The following is a 13347-nucleotide window of genomic DNA, read 5'->3' on the forward strand; positions in this document are numbered from 1 at the left end:
CTTCGCCGCGCGCTGCCGCTCAGGCCGCGCGACGCAGCACCGCGGTCGGACGCCCCCGATAGACGGCCTCCGCGTCGCGCCGATAGCCGAAGCGCTCGGCGAGCCGCAGCGCGCCGCGCTCACGCCGCCGCGCGATCCGCGTCCGGCCACGGCGTCAGGATTTCCGCGCCGCTGTCGGTCACGACGACCATGTGCTCCCATTGCGCGGACAACGATCGGTCGCGCGTCACCACGGTCCAGCCGTCGGCCAGCTCGCGGGTCTCGGGACGGCCCGCGTTCAGCATCGGTTCGATCGTGAAGATCATCCCGGGCGCGAGCGTGAGCCCGATCCCCGGGCGCCCGTAATGCAGCACCTGCGGCTCGTCGTGGTAGATCTGGCCGATGCCGTGCCCGCAGTACTCGCGCACCACGCTGTAGCCCTCGCGCTGCGCGACCGACTGGATCGCGTGGCCGACATCGCCGAGCGTCGCGCCCGGCCGCACCTGCGCGACGCCCGCCATCATCGCGTCATGGGTCGCGCGGATCAGCCGCTGCGCATCCGGGGACGCCGTGCCGACGCAATACATGCGGCTCGTGTCGCCATACCAGCTGTCCTTGATCACCGCGACGTCGATATTGACGATGTCGCCGTCTTCGAGCCGCCGATCCGACGGAATCCCGTGGCATACCACGTGGTTGACCGACGCGCAGATCGTCTTCGGGAACCCGTGATAGCCGACGTTCGCCGGAATCGCGTCGAGCACGTCGACGATGTAGTTGTGGCAGAGCCGATCCAGCTCGTTGGTCGTCACGCCCGCCTGCACGTGCGGCGCGATCATCGCCAGCACGTCGGCGGCCAGCGCGCCCGCGCGCCGGGCCTGCGCGATCTCCGCCTGATTGCGGATCGCCACCTTGCGACGCCCCGCCATCACGCGACCTTCGCGAAATCGTCGCGCGCGAGCGCCGCGCCGCCCGTCTCGGCGTCGAGCAGCACCCGGCAGATCTCGCCGTAGCTGAGGGTGGGATTCAGTTCGGCCACCATGCCCACGCGCAGCCAATGCTCCGCCTGCGCATTGATCGAGCGGCTCAGCGCGCCGCTCGCACGGCGCAGCGATTCATGCATCTGCTCGGAGATCTTGACGATGCCCATCACATTCATCCTTATACGTTTCATATACGGATCGTATATTAGCAGAGCATCCGGGCGCTGCGCGCCCAGCGCGCATTTTTGGCGATTTTATTTCGAGATTTTTCGTGGAATCGTGGCGACGCACCGGGGCGTCGCATCCCGCGACGCCGTGCAGCCGGCAGCCGAATCGAGCGGGACGGAACGGGCATCGACCATGAACAATCGGGTACAGGCGCTGACGGGATTGCGCGCCGTCGCGGTGACGCTCGTCGTGCTCGGCCATGCGGAGCACACGCGCGCGGGCGGCTACACGCACGGGCTCGCGCCGCTGCGGCTGATCGCCGACGGCCGCCTGGGCGTGCTGATCTTCTTCGTGTTGAGCGGCTTCCTGATCACCCGCCAGCTGGACGACGAACTGGCGCGCAGCCACCGGCTGCGGCTCGGCCGCTTCTATGCGAAGCGTGCGCTGCGGATCTGGCCGGCCTTCTATGTCTATCTGCTGGCGATCGCCGCGCTCGCGTATGCCGGCTGGCTCGACGTCACGCCGCGCCAGCTCGCGTACGCCGCGCTGCATCTTTGGAACTATGCCGGACTCGTCGGGCTCGCGGCCGACAATCTCCGCCACCCGGACGGCGCGTGGTATCTCGGTCATTTCTGGACGCTCGCGCTGGAGGAGCAGTTCTACTGGCTGTGGCCGCTGCTGCTCGCCGGGCTGTACCGGCGGCGCGGCCAGCGCGTGCTCATCGTGCTCGTCGTGCTGATCGTCGCGGTGCCGCTCGGGCGCGCCGCCACCTACTTCGCCGCGCCCGCGCTGCGCGGGCAGCTCGGCATGATGCTCCACACGGGCGTCGATCCGATTCTCGTCGGCTGCTGGATCGCGCTCAACGCCGAGCGGCTCGATGCGTGGATCCGCGCCTGGCCGCGCCGTTCGCGCGCGCCCACGGCCATCGTGCTGGTATTGCTGGTGGCGATGCCGATCGTCGAGGCGCGGCTCGGCGGCTTCTGGTATGCGACCTACGGCGTGACCCTCGAAGCGGGGCTCGCCGGGCTGCTGATCGCGGTGCTGATCGCGCGGCCGGATTTCTGGTTCTCACGGCTGCTGCGCACGCGTGCATTCGGCTTCGTCGGCACGATTTCGTTCAGCCTCTATCTGTGGCAACAGTTGTTCATGCATCCGGGCGGGCCCGCGACGCTGCCGTTTCCGCTCGGCGTCGCGGCCGCGCTCGCGGCGGCGGCGCTCAGCCACGCCTGCATCGAAACACCGTTCCTGCGCATCAAGGATCGGCTCTCGCAACCCGCCGCCGCGCGAGCCGCTGCTGCAACGGCCGAGAGCCTCGGGCCGCCGCTGTCGCCGACCGAGTAGACGCGTCGCGCCGTGGGCGGACCACCTGCGCCGTTTGCATACCCGTTGCGCATGCATCCGTGTGCGTGCCGCGGCCGCGTCGTTTCATCCGCTTGCAGGGCGCGGCGCACGACGACTCGGTGGGCGCCGCATCGGCGCGGAGCGCCACGCGGATCGGAATCCAGTGCGACGAGCACGTCCGCCGCGCACGTGGAAACGGCGCGCCGCTCACGCACGAGCCGCATCGATGCGCGCTTGTGCGCGGTTCATCCACGCGAGCCCGCGAATTTACGATCCGGCGCAGCCGGCGCTTCGCATTCAATGACGCACGCGTCGCCTCGCGCGCGATTCGCATCGATGCGTGCCCGGCGCTCGCCTGAACCTGTCCGCGAATTTCTCATCCTTCGCAACCCGGCGCATCGCGTTCAATGAACTACGCGTCGCCGTGTGCAAGCTGCATCGATACCTGCATGCGCATCGCTCATCCGCGCCAATCCACACATTTCAAGCTCGGCAACCGCCAGCGCCTCGCTCAATGAAACGCACGCCGCCCCGCGCTCGCATCCTCTCGGTGCATGACCGCACGCCACTCGTCTGCGCCATTCCGTGAATCGTCAATCCAGCAATCGCCAGCGCCTCGCTCAGCGACACGCACGCCACCCCGCGCTCGCATCCTCTCGATGCATGACCGCACGCCACTCGTCCGCGCCATTCCGTGAATCGTCAATCCAGCAATCGCCAGCGCCTCGCTCAGTGACACGCACGCCACCCCGCGCTCGCATCCATCGACGCACACTCGCACGCCGCCCATCCGCGCCAGCCCGTGAATCTCCAATCCAGCGAACTCAAACGCTGCGCGCACAACGAGGCACCTCGCAGCTTCACGCGCGAGCCGCATCGATACGTCTCGGCCGCTCGCATCGTTCACCGCTCCCGCGCTCCGGGCCGCTCTACTGCGCTCCCCGCCCCCGCGTTGACATTCTTCGCCAACCTTGCGCCGCTTCACGTTCGACGAACACACCGTTCCCAACCACTCAGCGCCGTCCATCGACGCACGCGCCGCGCCATGTCACGTTACACGCGCCGTAACACCGGCCATCGCGCGCGCGGCGCACGCGCGCGAACCCGCATCCCACCGTGATCCTCTCCCGCGCTTCGCCTTGGCACTCTTATTGCTGAATACAAGACAAAACAGGCTCAGGGAGGCCAACATGGACATCGTCGAATTCGCGCATGGACCCGCGCCCGCCGACGCGCTCGAGATCATCGACGGCGTACGGCTCATCACCCCCGCACGCGGCGCGCCCGGCGTGAAGAATCCGCCATTGACGTTGTACGGCGCGTACTGCCAGGGCATCGACGACTACGTCGCGCGTCGCCCCAACCCCTATCACGCGGGCAGCCGTTTCGCCGCGATCTGGCGCGAGGGGCACAACGAAGCCACCGCGCGCGACCTCGGGCAATAAGCCGCCCACCGATACGCTCGCCTTCGCACCACGCCGATTGCGCGCCGCATCCGCGCGCAATCGACATCGCACCATCACACCGTCACACCATCAAGCCGCGACGGCCGATCGCCATTCCCGATCGCGCCTACGACCACCCACCGTCTCCTCACCACCACCGAAGCGACGACCGCACCCGCCGCCACGCGCCACCACGCCGCACACGATCGCCGCCACATAACGCGCGCCCGGAGTTACCATTCGCCCCCGTGCATCACACGACACGCGACACGCTGCCTGCAAGGCGCACGAAAGATCAGGCGCTCACACGCTTACGAATGGAAAGGATTACAGACATGAAAGCGGTCAAGAGAACCGGCTCGCTCAACACGTCGTCTTTTCGTCTCAGAACCCTGTGGCTCGGACCGCGCGGCTTGCGCGCCGGCTGGGCCGCGCTGCTCTATTGCGCACTCATCGCCGCGATCATGGCGGGGTTCGCTTGGGCATGCCGGCGGCTCGGCCATCCGTTCGAGTTTCACGGCGTGATGAACGCGCCGACCCAGATCCAGTTCGAACTCGCGCTGTGCATCGCCGCACTGGCCGCGACCCGCGCGATGGCCCACCTCGACCGCGCGCCGTGGCTCGACTTCGGCCTGCGCGCGCCGCGCGGAGCCGTGCAGTTCACGCTCGGCGCGCTGTGCAGCGTGGCGATCTTCAGCGTGCTGATGCTCACGCTGATCGCGCTCGGCGGCGCAACGACCCACCACTCGGGCGCGCGCGCGCCGGTCGCGCTCGTCTCCGGATTGCAATGGGCGATCGCGTTCGTGCTCGTCGCGGCGGCCGAGGAGATCGCGTTTCGCGGCTATGTGTTCTTCCGCCTCGCGCGCGGCACGCATCCCGTCATCGCGACGGCGCTCACCTCGTTCGCATTCGGCCTGTCGCACGCGGCGAACCGCGGCGAGAATCTCGCCGGCGTGGTGCCGGTCATGATCTACGGCTTCGTCGCCTGCCTCGCGATCTGGCGCACCGGCTCGCTGTGGTGGGCGATCGGCCTGCACGCGACCTGGGACTGGAGCGAGTCGTTCCTGTTCGGCGCGGCCGACAGCGGGCTCGTCGCACAGGGCAACCTGCTGACGAGCCAGGCGACCGGGCCGGTCTGGCTGAGCGGCGGCACGGTCGGTCCCGAGGCCAGCGTGCTGGTATTCCCCGCGCTCGCCGTGCTCGCGCTGATCGCATGGCGCGGCCTGCCCGCGGCCGCGCGGCAACGGCCCGCGCGCGCGACCTGAAGCCCGGCCCCACCCGTCACGCGCCGTCGGCGCGCCGCCCGGTCGCGAGTTCCGATGCGCGCAGGTCCTCGGGCAACGGCCGATGCTTGCCCGTCCCGATCCGCTGCGCGCGATAGATGCCCATGTGCCCCGAGAACAAATAGGCGACCACGCAGGCCAGCAGCGCATGCACGCCGATCGGCGCGCCGAACAGCTCGATCGCCATCAGCGTCGACGCGATCGGCGTATTCGCCGCGCCCGCGAACACCGCGACGAAGCCCATCGCCGCCAATACCGGCACCGGCAGCGCGAGCACCTGCCCGAGCGCGTTGCCGAGCGTCGCGCCGATGTAGAACAGCGGCGTCACCTCGCCGCCCTTGAAACCCGATGCGAGCGTCACGACGGTGAAGGCAAACTTCCCCGCGAAATCGTAGGCCGGCAGCGGGCCATGAAACGCCGCCTCGATGGTCGGAATGCCGAGGCCGAGATACTGCGGCGCGTGCAGCGCGGTCGCGGCCGCCGCGACCAGCGCGCCGCCGCTGAACGGCCGCAGCGGCGGATAGGCGATGCGTTGCTTGAAACGCGCGCCGAGCGCGTGCGTCGCCTGCGCGAACAGCCGGCCCACGAGGCCGAACGCCACCCCCGCGACGAGCGTCGACGCGAACCCCGACAGGGTCAGCGGCGGCACCAGCGGCACCGCGTAGATGGTATGGTGCGCCCCCCACAGGCGACACACGGCGTCCGCGACGATCGCCGCGATCACGCAGGCGAACAACGCGTCGTAGCGCAGCCGTCCGATCGCCAGCACTTCGAGCCCGAACACCGCGCCCGCGAGCGGCGTGCCGAACACCGACGAGAAGCCGGCGGCGATCCCGGCCATCAGCAGGATCCGGCGTGCATCGCGATCGAGGCCGGCGAGCACGGTCAGACGGTCGGCGAGCGCGCCGCCCATCTGCACCGCGGTGCCCTCGCGGCCCGCCGAGCCGCCGAACAGGTGGGTGACGACGGTCGCCGCCAGCACGAGCGGCCCCATGCGCTTCGGCACGATCCGGCGCGGATCGTGGATCTCGTCGATCAGCAGGTTGTTGCCGCCTTCGACCGACCGGCCGATCCGGTGGTACACCCAACCGGTCGCGAAGCCCGCGAACGGCAGCCCCGCGAGCAGCCACGGATGCGCGAGACGCGTGTCGGTGGCGACATCGAGCGCGTACAGGAAGAACGCCGACGCGCTGCCGGCGAGTACGCCGAGCGCGCTCGACAACGCGAGCCAGCGGCCGAGATGCGCGAACAGCGCGGCCGGTTCGATCGAGACGAGAGATTTCATGAGCAGCAGATTTGACAGGACATCAAACCCGGGCGGCAGAACGCCACTTGCACCAGACGGCCTACGACCTCCTGCACCCAGGAACGCGTAGGCATCATCAGCCGGCTGACCGGCGGTTATACGGAGGCATGCCATCTCCGGAAGCGCGTCATTCTACGCGATTCCGGCGTCGCACGGCGCGCGCCGCGCGCCGCGCGCTCACGCGCCGAGCGGGTCCGCGAGCGCGAGGAAGTCGGGCGCAACCGCGTCCCAGTCGGATTCGGCGCGCAGGTCGGTGGTCTGCGCGGGCCCGTGCTCGCGAGGCCGCGCGACGAATGCGGTGCGCAGGCCGCAGCGCCGCGCGGCCGCGAGGTCGCGAGGTCTCCGTTGTGCGCGGCCACGAGGCAGATCTCCTCGGGCCGCCGCGCGAGCAGGTCGGCGGTGCGCAGATACGATTCGGGCGACGGCTTGTACGCCTGCACGACCTCCGCGCCGAGAATCGCGTCCCACGGCAAGCCCGCGCGCTTCGCGACGTCGAGCATCAGCGCGATGTTGCCGTTCGACAGCGGGGCGATCACGTAGCGCGCCTTCAGCCGCGCGAGCCCCGCCACCGCGTCCGGCCATGGATCGAGCCGGTGCCACGCGAGATTGAGTGCGTCGAGCGCCGCGTCGGGCACCGCCGCGCGTTCGATGCCGAACGCCGGCAGAATCGCTTCGAGATTTTCCCGGTGCAGCACGTCGAGCCGCGTGAACGGCCGGCGGCCGCTGCGCACCGCTTCCATCGACGGGCTGTAGCGCGCGCGCCAGGCGTCCGCGAATGCCGCCGGATCGGCATCCGCGCGCCCGTGGCGGGCCAGGAACGTCGCGGCGTCGCGGATCACGCCCGCGCGCCAGTCGACCACCGTGCCGAACACGTCGAACAACAGGACCTTCACTTCAGTGAATCCCATCACGCCCCCGTCTGCGTTGACGCGCCGGCTCGCCCGGCGCGGGCGGCGCGGGCGGCGCGGGCGGATACGGCGCCCGCCGCACCGTCGGCGATTATCGGGCATGCTCAGGCCGCGGCGCGCCCCTGCCGGCGCGCCATCGCGGGGCTCACCGCGTGCGCGGGATCGAAGCCGAAGAACGCGAGCACCTCGCGCGCCACCGCCTCGCGATCGTTGTCGGCGCAGATCATGTGATAGCTGTTCTCGAGCACGATCCCGCGCGCATCGGGCAGCACCGCCTGCAGGAATTCGGCCGAACGCAGGCTCGTCAGTTCGTCCTCGCGCGCGTGCAGGACCAGCGTCGGGCAGGACGTCTCGGGCGCGGCCGCGCGCACCCAGTCGCGCATCCGGTCGACCTGGCGAATGCACGCGAGCGGCACCCACGGATAATGGAAGTTGTCCGCGCGCTCGAATTTCTTCTTCACGATCGCGCGGATCAGCGGGTTCTTGAGGCCGTAGGGATCACCCTCCTCCACCCGCAGCCGCGCCGGCACGCCGGGCATGTGGTACAGCAGGTGGCGCAGCGCGCGATACCAGGGCGTCGACCAGCCGTCGATGAACACCGGCGCCGCGAGCAGCGCGAGCCGGCCGCGCGCGTGCTGCACGCGATGGCACAGCAGCAGCGCGACGAGCGCGCCCATGCACATGCCCGCCACGTGCAGCGTGTCGTATTCGGCCGCGAGCGCGTGGTATTGCTCGGTGACCGCGTCGAGCCACGCTTCCGCGCGCACGCCGACGAGATCCTCGGGGCGCGTGCCGTGGCCCGGCAGCGTGATCATGTGCGCGTCGCCGCCCGCCCGCCGCATCGCCTTGTGCAGAGAGCCGAGGTCATACTGGGTGCCGCCGAGCCCATGGATCAGCAGGACGCCGGTGCGGTCATTCATGATGGGCGCACGCTCCGTCGCTCACTCTGCCGTGTCCGCATAGAGACGTTCGAGCTGCCACACGCCTGCCACGACCGTCACGTCGACGTTCGAATCGAGCAGCGGCGCGCCGTGGTCGGTGATCGCCTGGGTGCCGCCGTCGGGGCGCACCACGCGCAGCGACACCGGCGCGCGCTCCTCGCCCGCCATCGCGGCGCGCCAGTAGCGATGCAGTGCATCGCGATCGGTCGGATGCACGCGGTCGAGCACGTCCGACAGGCACGCGATCTGCTCGGCCGTCACGCCGACGCCGAACACGCGCTGCACTTCGCCGCTCCATTCGATCCGCCCGGACTCGGGATCGAGCACGTAGGCGATCTGGCCGGCGCTCGCGAGCGCCAGCTCCATGTTGTTCTGCAGGACGGCCGCGTGTTCGTGCACGCGCTCGCGGGTGGTCTTGAGCGTGCTCACGGTCAGCACGAGCAGCGAGGCGACCGCGAGATACAGCTGCGCCTCGAGCAGCGAGCGGCCGTGATGCTCGTCGAGCAGCGCGAACGGGCCGTCGCCCTGCGCGGTCTGCAGGATCACGATCAGCGCGAGCACCAGCACCGACGACGAGCCGACCCGCCCGCCCAGCAGCACGGTCACGGCCACCGTCATGAACAGCGGGATGTAGGTCAGCGCGTAGCCCGCGCCGGCGCCGGCGCCGAAGCGGTCGACGCTGTCGCCGTCGAAGATCACGACCGCGCCGATCGCGAGCAGCACGAACGACACGATGCCGAGCACCACGTCGAAGCGCTCGTGGTCGCCCGAGCGGTGTGCGCGAAAGCGCGACCACGAGGCGAGCACGGGCGTGATCAGCAGCACGCCGACGAAATCGGACGCGGCCCACACGAGCCCGACGTCGATGAACGATGCGCCCTTCACGAGCGCGAACCAGGCCGCGCCGCCGAGCGCGCCGAGCACCCCGGCAACGAGCGCGGCGAGGATCACCGAGCGCAGGAAATAGAGCCCTTCGAGCGAGAAGCGCGTGCGGCGCACGAGCCAGACCGCGAGCGCGGCCGCGCCGACCTCGTCGACCGTGAACAGCACCGCGTTGAGCAGGTTGCCGCGCTCGATCGCGACCAGCGCGAGCTGGCCGAGCAGGAAGGCGCCGCCCAGCGTGGGCCATTCGCGCATCGGGCGCAGCATGAACGCGCCCACCGTGACGCCGGCGGGCAGCCAGATATAGCCGGTCAGGCGAATCGGGCCGTTGAACCGGTGCGAGATATAACCGCTCGCGAGATACAGCGCCGCCCAGAGCAGCGCGGCCACGAGTCCGGGCCGGGAGCGTTTGGTGTCCATCGAGGTGTCCTTGAGTCCCGCGCGGCGCTTGATGCCTGCCGCGCGTTCGGGCGATTCCGCCATGATAGGCGTTCGCGGGCGCGCGAGCCCGCGAACGCGGCCCATTTTACCCGGGGACCGGTTCCGTCTGCGAATTCCTGCCCTCGGCCGGCGCGGCCCCCGGTCGCAATTTGGCTGACCGGCGTCCGATTTCGCACGCCGCGCGCATTTTTGGGCGGGGAAGCTGGCTTCGCGATTCCGCGCGCGCTTTCCCCTTTGCTCAGGAGACCCCCGCAATGAAGATGAACCGCCGCCACTTCGTGCATTCGGTCGCGGGCGCGTCGGCCGCCGCGCTCGCCGGCGCCTGGACGAACACCGGCGCCGCCGCGCCGACCGCGACCGCCGCCTCGGCCGTCGCCGGGCCGCTGTCGCTGACGCCCGGGCGCTGGGCGCCGCGCAATTACGCGCGCCTCGCCGCCGTGATCGACGCGCACGGCGCGAAGAGCGCGTCATACCGCGCCGATCGACGCCCCTACGCGGTGTTCGACTGGGACAACACCTGCATCATGAACGACTGTGAAGAGGCGTTGATGATGTATCAGATCGACCACCTGCGCTATCGGCTGACGCCGGACCAGTTCGCGACGATCCTGCGCCAGGGCGTGCCGGACGGGCCCTTCGACGCCTCGCTCGGCTACCGCACGGTCGACGGCAAGCCGGTCGCGATGGCCGACATCGCCGCCGACGTCGAGCGCGACTATCGCTGGCTGCACGCGCACTACGACGGGCTCGGCGGCACGCTGCCGCTCGCCGAGATCCAGCGCAGCGAGGCCTTCAAGGATTTCCGCGCGAAGCTGTATTTCATGTACGACGCGATCTGCGACACCTATCCGGTGGAGATCGGCTACAAGTGGATCATGTACTGGTTCGCGAACCTGAGCCGCGACGAACTGATGACGATGGCCTACGAGAGCAACACCGCCAACCTCGGCGACGCGCTGCGCAAGGTCACCTATGAAAGCTCGCGCGCGGAGCCGGGCCGCGCGGGCGTGGTCGCGGCCACGCATTTCCACGGCATCCGGATCCACGAGGAGATCCGCGCGCTGATGGACACGCTGCGCTCGAACGGCATCGACGTCTACATCAGCACGGCATCGCTCGACGACGTGGTGCGCGTGTTCGCGGGGCATCCCGCGTTCGGCTACGGCGTGCCGGCGGCGAACGTGATCGGCATGCGGCTCGTGATGCAGGACGACCGCTACGTCAACGCCTATGCGCCGGACTGGCACTTCAACTACGGGCCGGGCAAGACGGTCGGGATCCGCAACGTGCTGCGGTCGGCCAAGGGCTACGGGCCGCTGCTCGTGTTCGGCGACAGCGACGGCGATGCGTGGATGCTGCGCGACTTCGACGACACGGCGGTCGGCGTGATCGTCAACCGGATGAAGACGGGCGAGATCGGCCTCGACAGCCAGCGCGCCGCCGCGCAGCTCGGGCGCGCCGATGCGCGGCTGGTGCTGCAGGGGCGCAACGAGTACACGGGCCTGATGACGGCGGACGAACGCTCGCTCAAGTACGGCAAGACCGAGCCGAAGCTGCTCGCGTAAGCGGTGAAGCGGGGGCGGGCCGGCGACGCACGCCCCCGCCGCCGTCTTCGCCCGCCCGGCAAGCCGCTACTTCGCGCGGCCGTCGCGCCGGCGGCGCACCGCGTCGGCGGCGATGCCCGCCTGCTCCTGCACGCGGCCCGCGGCCTGTTCCGCGAGCCCTTCCGCCTCGGCGCGGCGATCGCCCATCACCTTGCCGAGCGCCTCCTTGACCGAGCCCCGGATCTGCCTGAGCTTGCCGTCGATGCGATTCCTGTCCATGGTCGACTCCTTCGGAAAATGCAAGGAAGGCCGGCCGTCGCGCGGCCGGCTGTCGACAGCATCGCAAACGCGGCGCGCGCGCGACAGGTGCGAATGCCCCGCCGTCGCAGGTGCATCCGCACCGGTCGCTCAGCGACGCCCCTTCGCGCCGCCGCGCGCGGGCGGTTCGGCCGGCCCCGCGATGCCGCGCTCGCGCGCCCATACGATCGCCTCGCCGCGGCTGTGCACGTCGAGCTTGGTGTAGATCGTCGCGACATGATTGCGCACCGTGTTCGGCGCGAGCCCGAGGCGGGCCGCGATCTCCTTGTCGGCGAGCCCCGCGCACAGCAGCTCGAACACCTCGCGTTCGCGCGCGGTCAGGTCGGACAGCTGCGCGCCCGCATCGGGCGCGTTCGCGCGGCGCACGTTCGCGAGCTTCTCGATCAGCGTGCGGCTGAACCACGAGGCGTCCTGCATCGCGGTCTCGATCGCCTGCACCAGTTCCATCTCGGTGCGCTTGCGCTCGCTGATGTCGAGCAGCGCAATCAGGATGCAGTCCTGCCCGTGGATCGCGACGTGATCCGCCGACACCACGCAGTCGAGCCGCTCGCCGCCGTGCGTATCGATGCGCACCTCCGCGTTGCGCGCGCCGCCGCCCGCGCGCTCCAGCAGCGCCGCGATCTGCCGCTGCGCGTCGCCGTCGGCCCACAGCCCGAGTTCGTCCGTCGAGCGGCCCAGCGCGTCCTCGTGCGCGTGCCCGGTCAGCTCGACGAACGCGGCGTTCACGTCGAGCAGCTCGGAGCGCGCGGCGGTCATGATCGCCATCGCGACGGGCGCCATCCGGAACGCCTTCGCGAAGCGCTCCTCGCTCTGCCGCAGCGCCGATTCCGCCTGCTTGCGCGGCTCCAGATCCATGAACGTGAACAGCATGCACGCCTCCTCGCCGATATCGATCGGCTGGCCGGCGACCACCACCGCCTTCGCGCCGCCCGTCGGCAGCTTCAGCAGCGCCTCCATCTGCGGCACCGTCATGCCGTCCGCGAGCCGCTGGATCGCCAGCTCGCGGTCGTCCGCGTGCTCGAACACGTCCAGCTCGTAGACGGAGCGCCCGATCACGTCGTCGCGCACGTAGCCCGTCATGTCGAGAAAGCCCTGGTTGACCTTGATGTAGCGGAAGTCGCCGAGCCGGCAGATCACGGCGGGCGCGGGATTCGCATTGAAGGTGCGCTCGAAGCGCTGCTCGGCGCTCGCCCATTCGGTCGCGTCGTGCAGCACCAGCGCGAGGCAGTCGGGTTCGCCCGCGTGGTTGGTCAACACCAGGCCGCGGATCCGGTGCACCCAGACGATGTCTTCGGCGTCGGCTGGCGCCACCTCGACCGTGACGTCGGTGAACGCCTCGCCGGCGATCACCCGGTCCATCGGGTAGTGCCCGTCCTGCACCGGATGATTGTTGCGGTAGCGCAGCCGGAAGCGCGCGCGGTACGCGTCGACGTCCGCGCCGAGCCCCGCGAGGTCGGCCACGCCATGCATCGACAGCGCCGCCTCGTTGGCCCACACGATCCGCTGGTCCGGCTCGACGAGAATCACGCCTTCGGTCAGGCCCGTGATGATTTGCTGCAACTGGCGCCGGTCGGTATGCGTCTTGAGCGCCTGCTCGTTGATCACTTCGTTGGCTGGATCGGTCATCGGTTCTCCGTTGCGGCGCACGGCCCGCGCGGCCGGCGCATCATGCGATGCTCGCCGCCGCGCGCGCCGCGCGCCAGGCGCGGATGCACCCGTTCGGCTAGTGCATCCGCACCGGTAGCCTGGCCGGCCCGACTTGGGCGGCCCCACCTGGGCGGCCCCACCTGGGCGGCCCCACCTGGGCG

Annotated in this window: 11 protein-coding genes, 1 pseudogene and 1 riboswitch; of the genes and pseudogenes, 4 read left to right on the forward strand and 8 right to left on the reverse strand. The window is 70.2% G+C overall.

Annotated features, from left to right (window positions below):
• Window positions 1-119 precede the first annotated feature (119 nt).
• Both map and Bsp3421_RS14905 read right to left on the reverse strand, forming a co-directional pair.
• Window positions 120-908, reverse strand: a complete 789-nt coding sequence (map, locus tag Bsp3421_RS14900; protein WP_273996704.1) for a type I methionyl aminopeptidase — start codon at window positions 906-908, stop codon at window positions 120-122.
• The gene (locus Bsp3421_RS14905; protein ID WP_273996705.1) at window positions 908-1129 is read right to left on the reverse strand and encodes a ParD-like family protein; all 222 of its coding nucleotides are present in this window, start codon (window positions 1127-1129) and stop codon (window positions 908-910) included. Before Bsp3421_RS14905 ends, map begins: the two co-directional genes overlap by 1 nt.
• 193 nt (window positions 1130-1322) lie before the next feature.
• Here Bsp3421_RS14905 and Bsp3421_RS14910 point away from each other — a divergent pair, with 193 nt between their 5' ends.
• From Bsp3421_RS14910 to Bsp3421_RS14920, 3 genes are all read left to right on the forward strand, one after another.
• Window positions 1323-2471: an acyltransferase family protein gene (locus tag Bsp3421_RS14910; protein ID WP_273996706.1), complete on the forward strand. Its 1149-nt coding sequence runs from the start codon at window positions 1323-1325 to the stop codon at window positions 2469-2471.
• Window positions 2472-3661: 1190 nt separating this feature from the next.
• Window positions 3662-3916, forward strand: coding sequence for a hypothetical protein (locus Bsp3421_RS14915; protein ID WP_273996707.1), 255 nt, complete (start codon window positions 3662-3664; stop codon window positions 3914-3916).
• A gap of 335 nt (window positions 3917-4251) precedes the next feature.
• Window positions 4252-5181, forward strand: coding sequence for a CPBP family intramembrane glutamic endopeptidase (locus Bsp3421_RS14920; protein WP_273996708.1), 930 nt, complete (start codon window positions 4252-4254; stop codon window positions 5179-5181).
• Window positions 5182-5197: 16 nt separating this feature from the next.
• On the opposite strand, the gene Bsp3421_RS14925 is transcribed toward Bsp3421_RS14920, so the two are convergent.
• The 4 genes and pseudogenes from Bsp3421_RS14925 to Bsp3421_RS14940 all read right to left on the reverse strand — a co-directional run bounded on the left by Bsp3421_RS14925 (window position 5198) and on the right by Bsp3421_RS14940 (window position 9656).
• Complete coding sequence (locus tag Bsp3421_RS14925) at window positions 5198-6484, reverse strand: voltage-gated chloride channel family protein (protein ID WP_273996709.1); 1287 nt, start codon at window positions 6482-6484, stop codon at window positions 5198-5200.
• An 81-nt stretch (window positions 6485-6565) separates the two neighbouring features.
• Window positions 6566-6632, reverse strand: a riboswitch (Fluoride riboswitch).
• Between the two features lie 50 nt (window positions 6633-6682).
• Window positions 6683-7413, reverse strand: a pseudogene (locus Bsp3421_RS14930) (haloacid dehalogenase type II).
• A gap of 104 nt (window positions 7414-7517) precedes the next feature.
• Window positions 7518-8333 carry an alpha/beta hydrolase gene (locus Bsp3421_RS14935; protein ID WP_273996710.1) on the reverse strand — a complete coding sequence of 272 codons (816 nt, stop codon included), beginning with the start codon at window positions 8331-8333 and terminating at the stop codon, window positions 7518-7520.
• A 21-nt stretch (window positions 8334-8354) separates the two neighbouring features.
• Complete coding sequence (locus tag Bsp3421_RS14940; RefSeq protein ID WP_273998408.1) at window positions 8355-9656, reverse strand: MASE1 domain-containing protein; 1302 nt, start codon at window positions 9654-9656, stop codon at window positions 8355-8357.
• A 275-nt stretch (window positions 9657-9931) separates the two neighbouring features.
• On the opposite strand from Bsp3421_RS14940, the gene Bsp3421_RS14945 reads away from it, so the two are divergent.
• Window positions 9932-11242 (forward strand): haloacid dehalogenase-like hydrolase, encoded by a 1311-nt coding sequence (locus Bsp3421_RS14945; protein WP_273996711.1) that lies wholly within the window; start codon window positions 9932-9934, stop codon window positions 11240-11242.
• A 66-nt stretch (window positions 11243-11308) separates the two neighbouring features.
• On the opposite strand, the gene Bsp3421_RS14950 is transcribed toward Bsp3421_RS14945, so the two are convergent.
• Window positions 11309-11500: a CsbD family protein gene (locus Bsp3421_RS14950; protein WP_273996712.1), complete on the reverse strand. Its 192-nt coding sequence runs from the start codon at window positions 11498-11500 to the stop codon at window positions 11309-11311.
• Between the two features lie 129 nt (window positions 11501-11629).
• On the reverse strand, window positions 11630-13165 hold the full coding sequence (locus Bsp3421_RS14955) for a helix-turn-helix transcriptional regulator (RefSeq protein ID WP_273996713.1): 1536 nt from the start codon (window positions 13163-13165) through the stop codon (window positions 11630-11632).
• Window positions 13166-13347: the final 182 nt, after the last annotated feature.

Source organism: Burkholderia sp. FERM BP-3421 (assembly GCF_028657905.1).
In the GTDB taxonomy this organism is placed as follows: Bacteria; Pseudomonadota; Gammaproteobacteria; order Burkholderiales; family Burkholderiaceae; genus Burkholderia.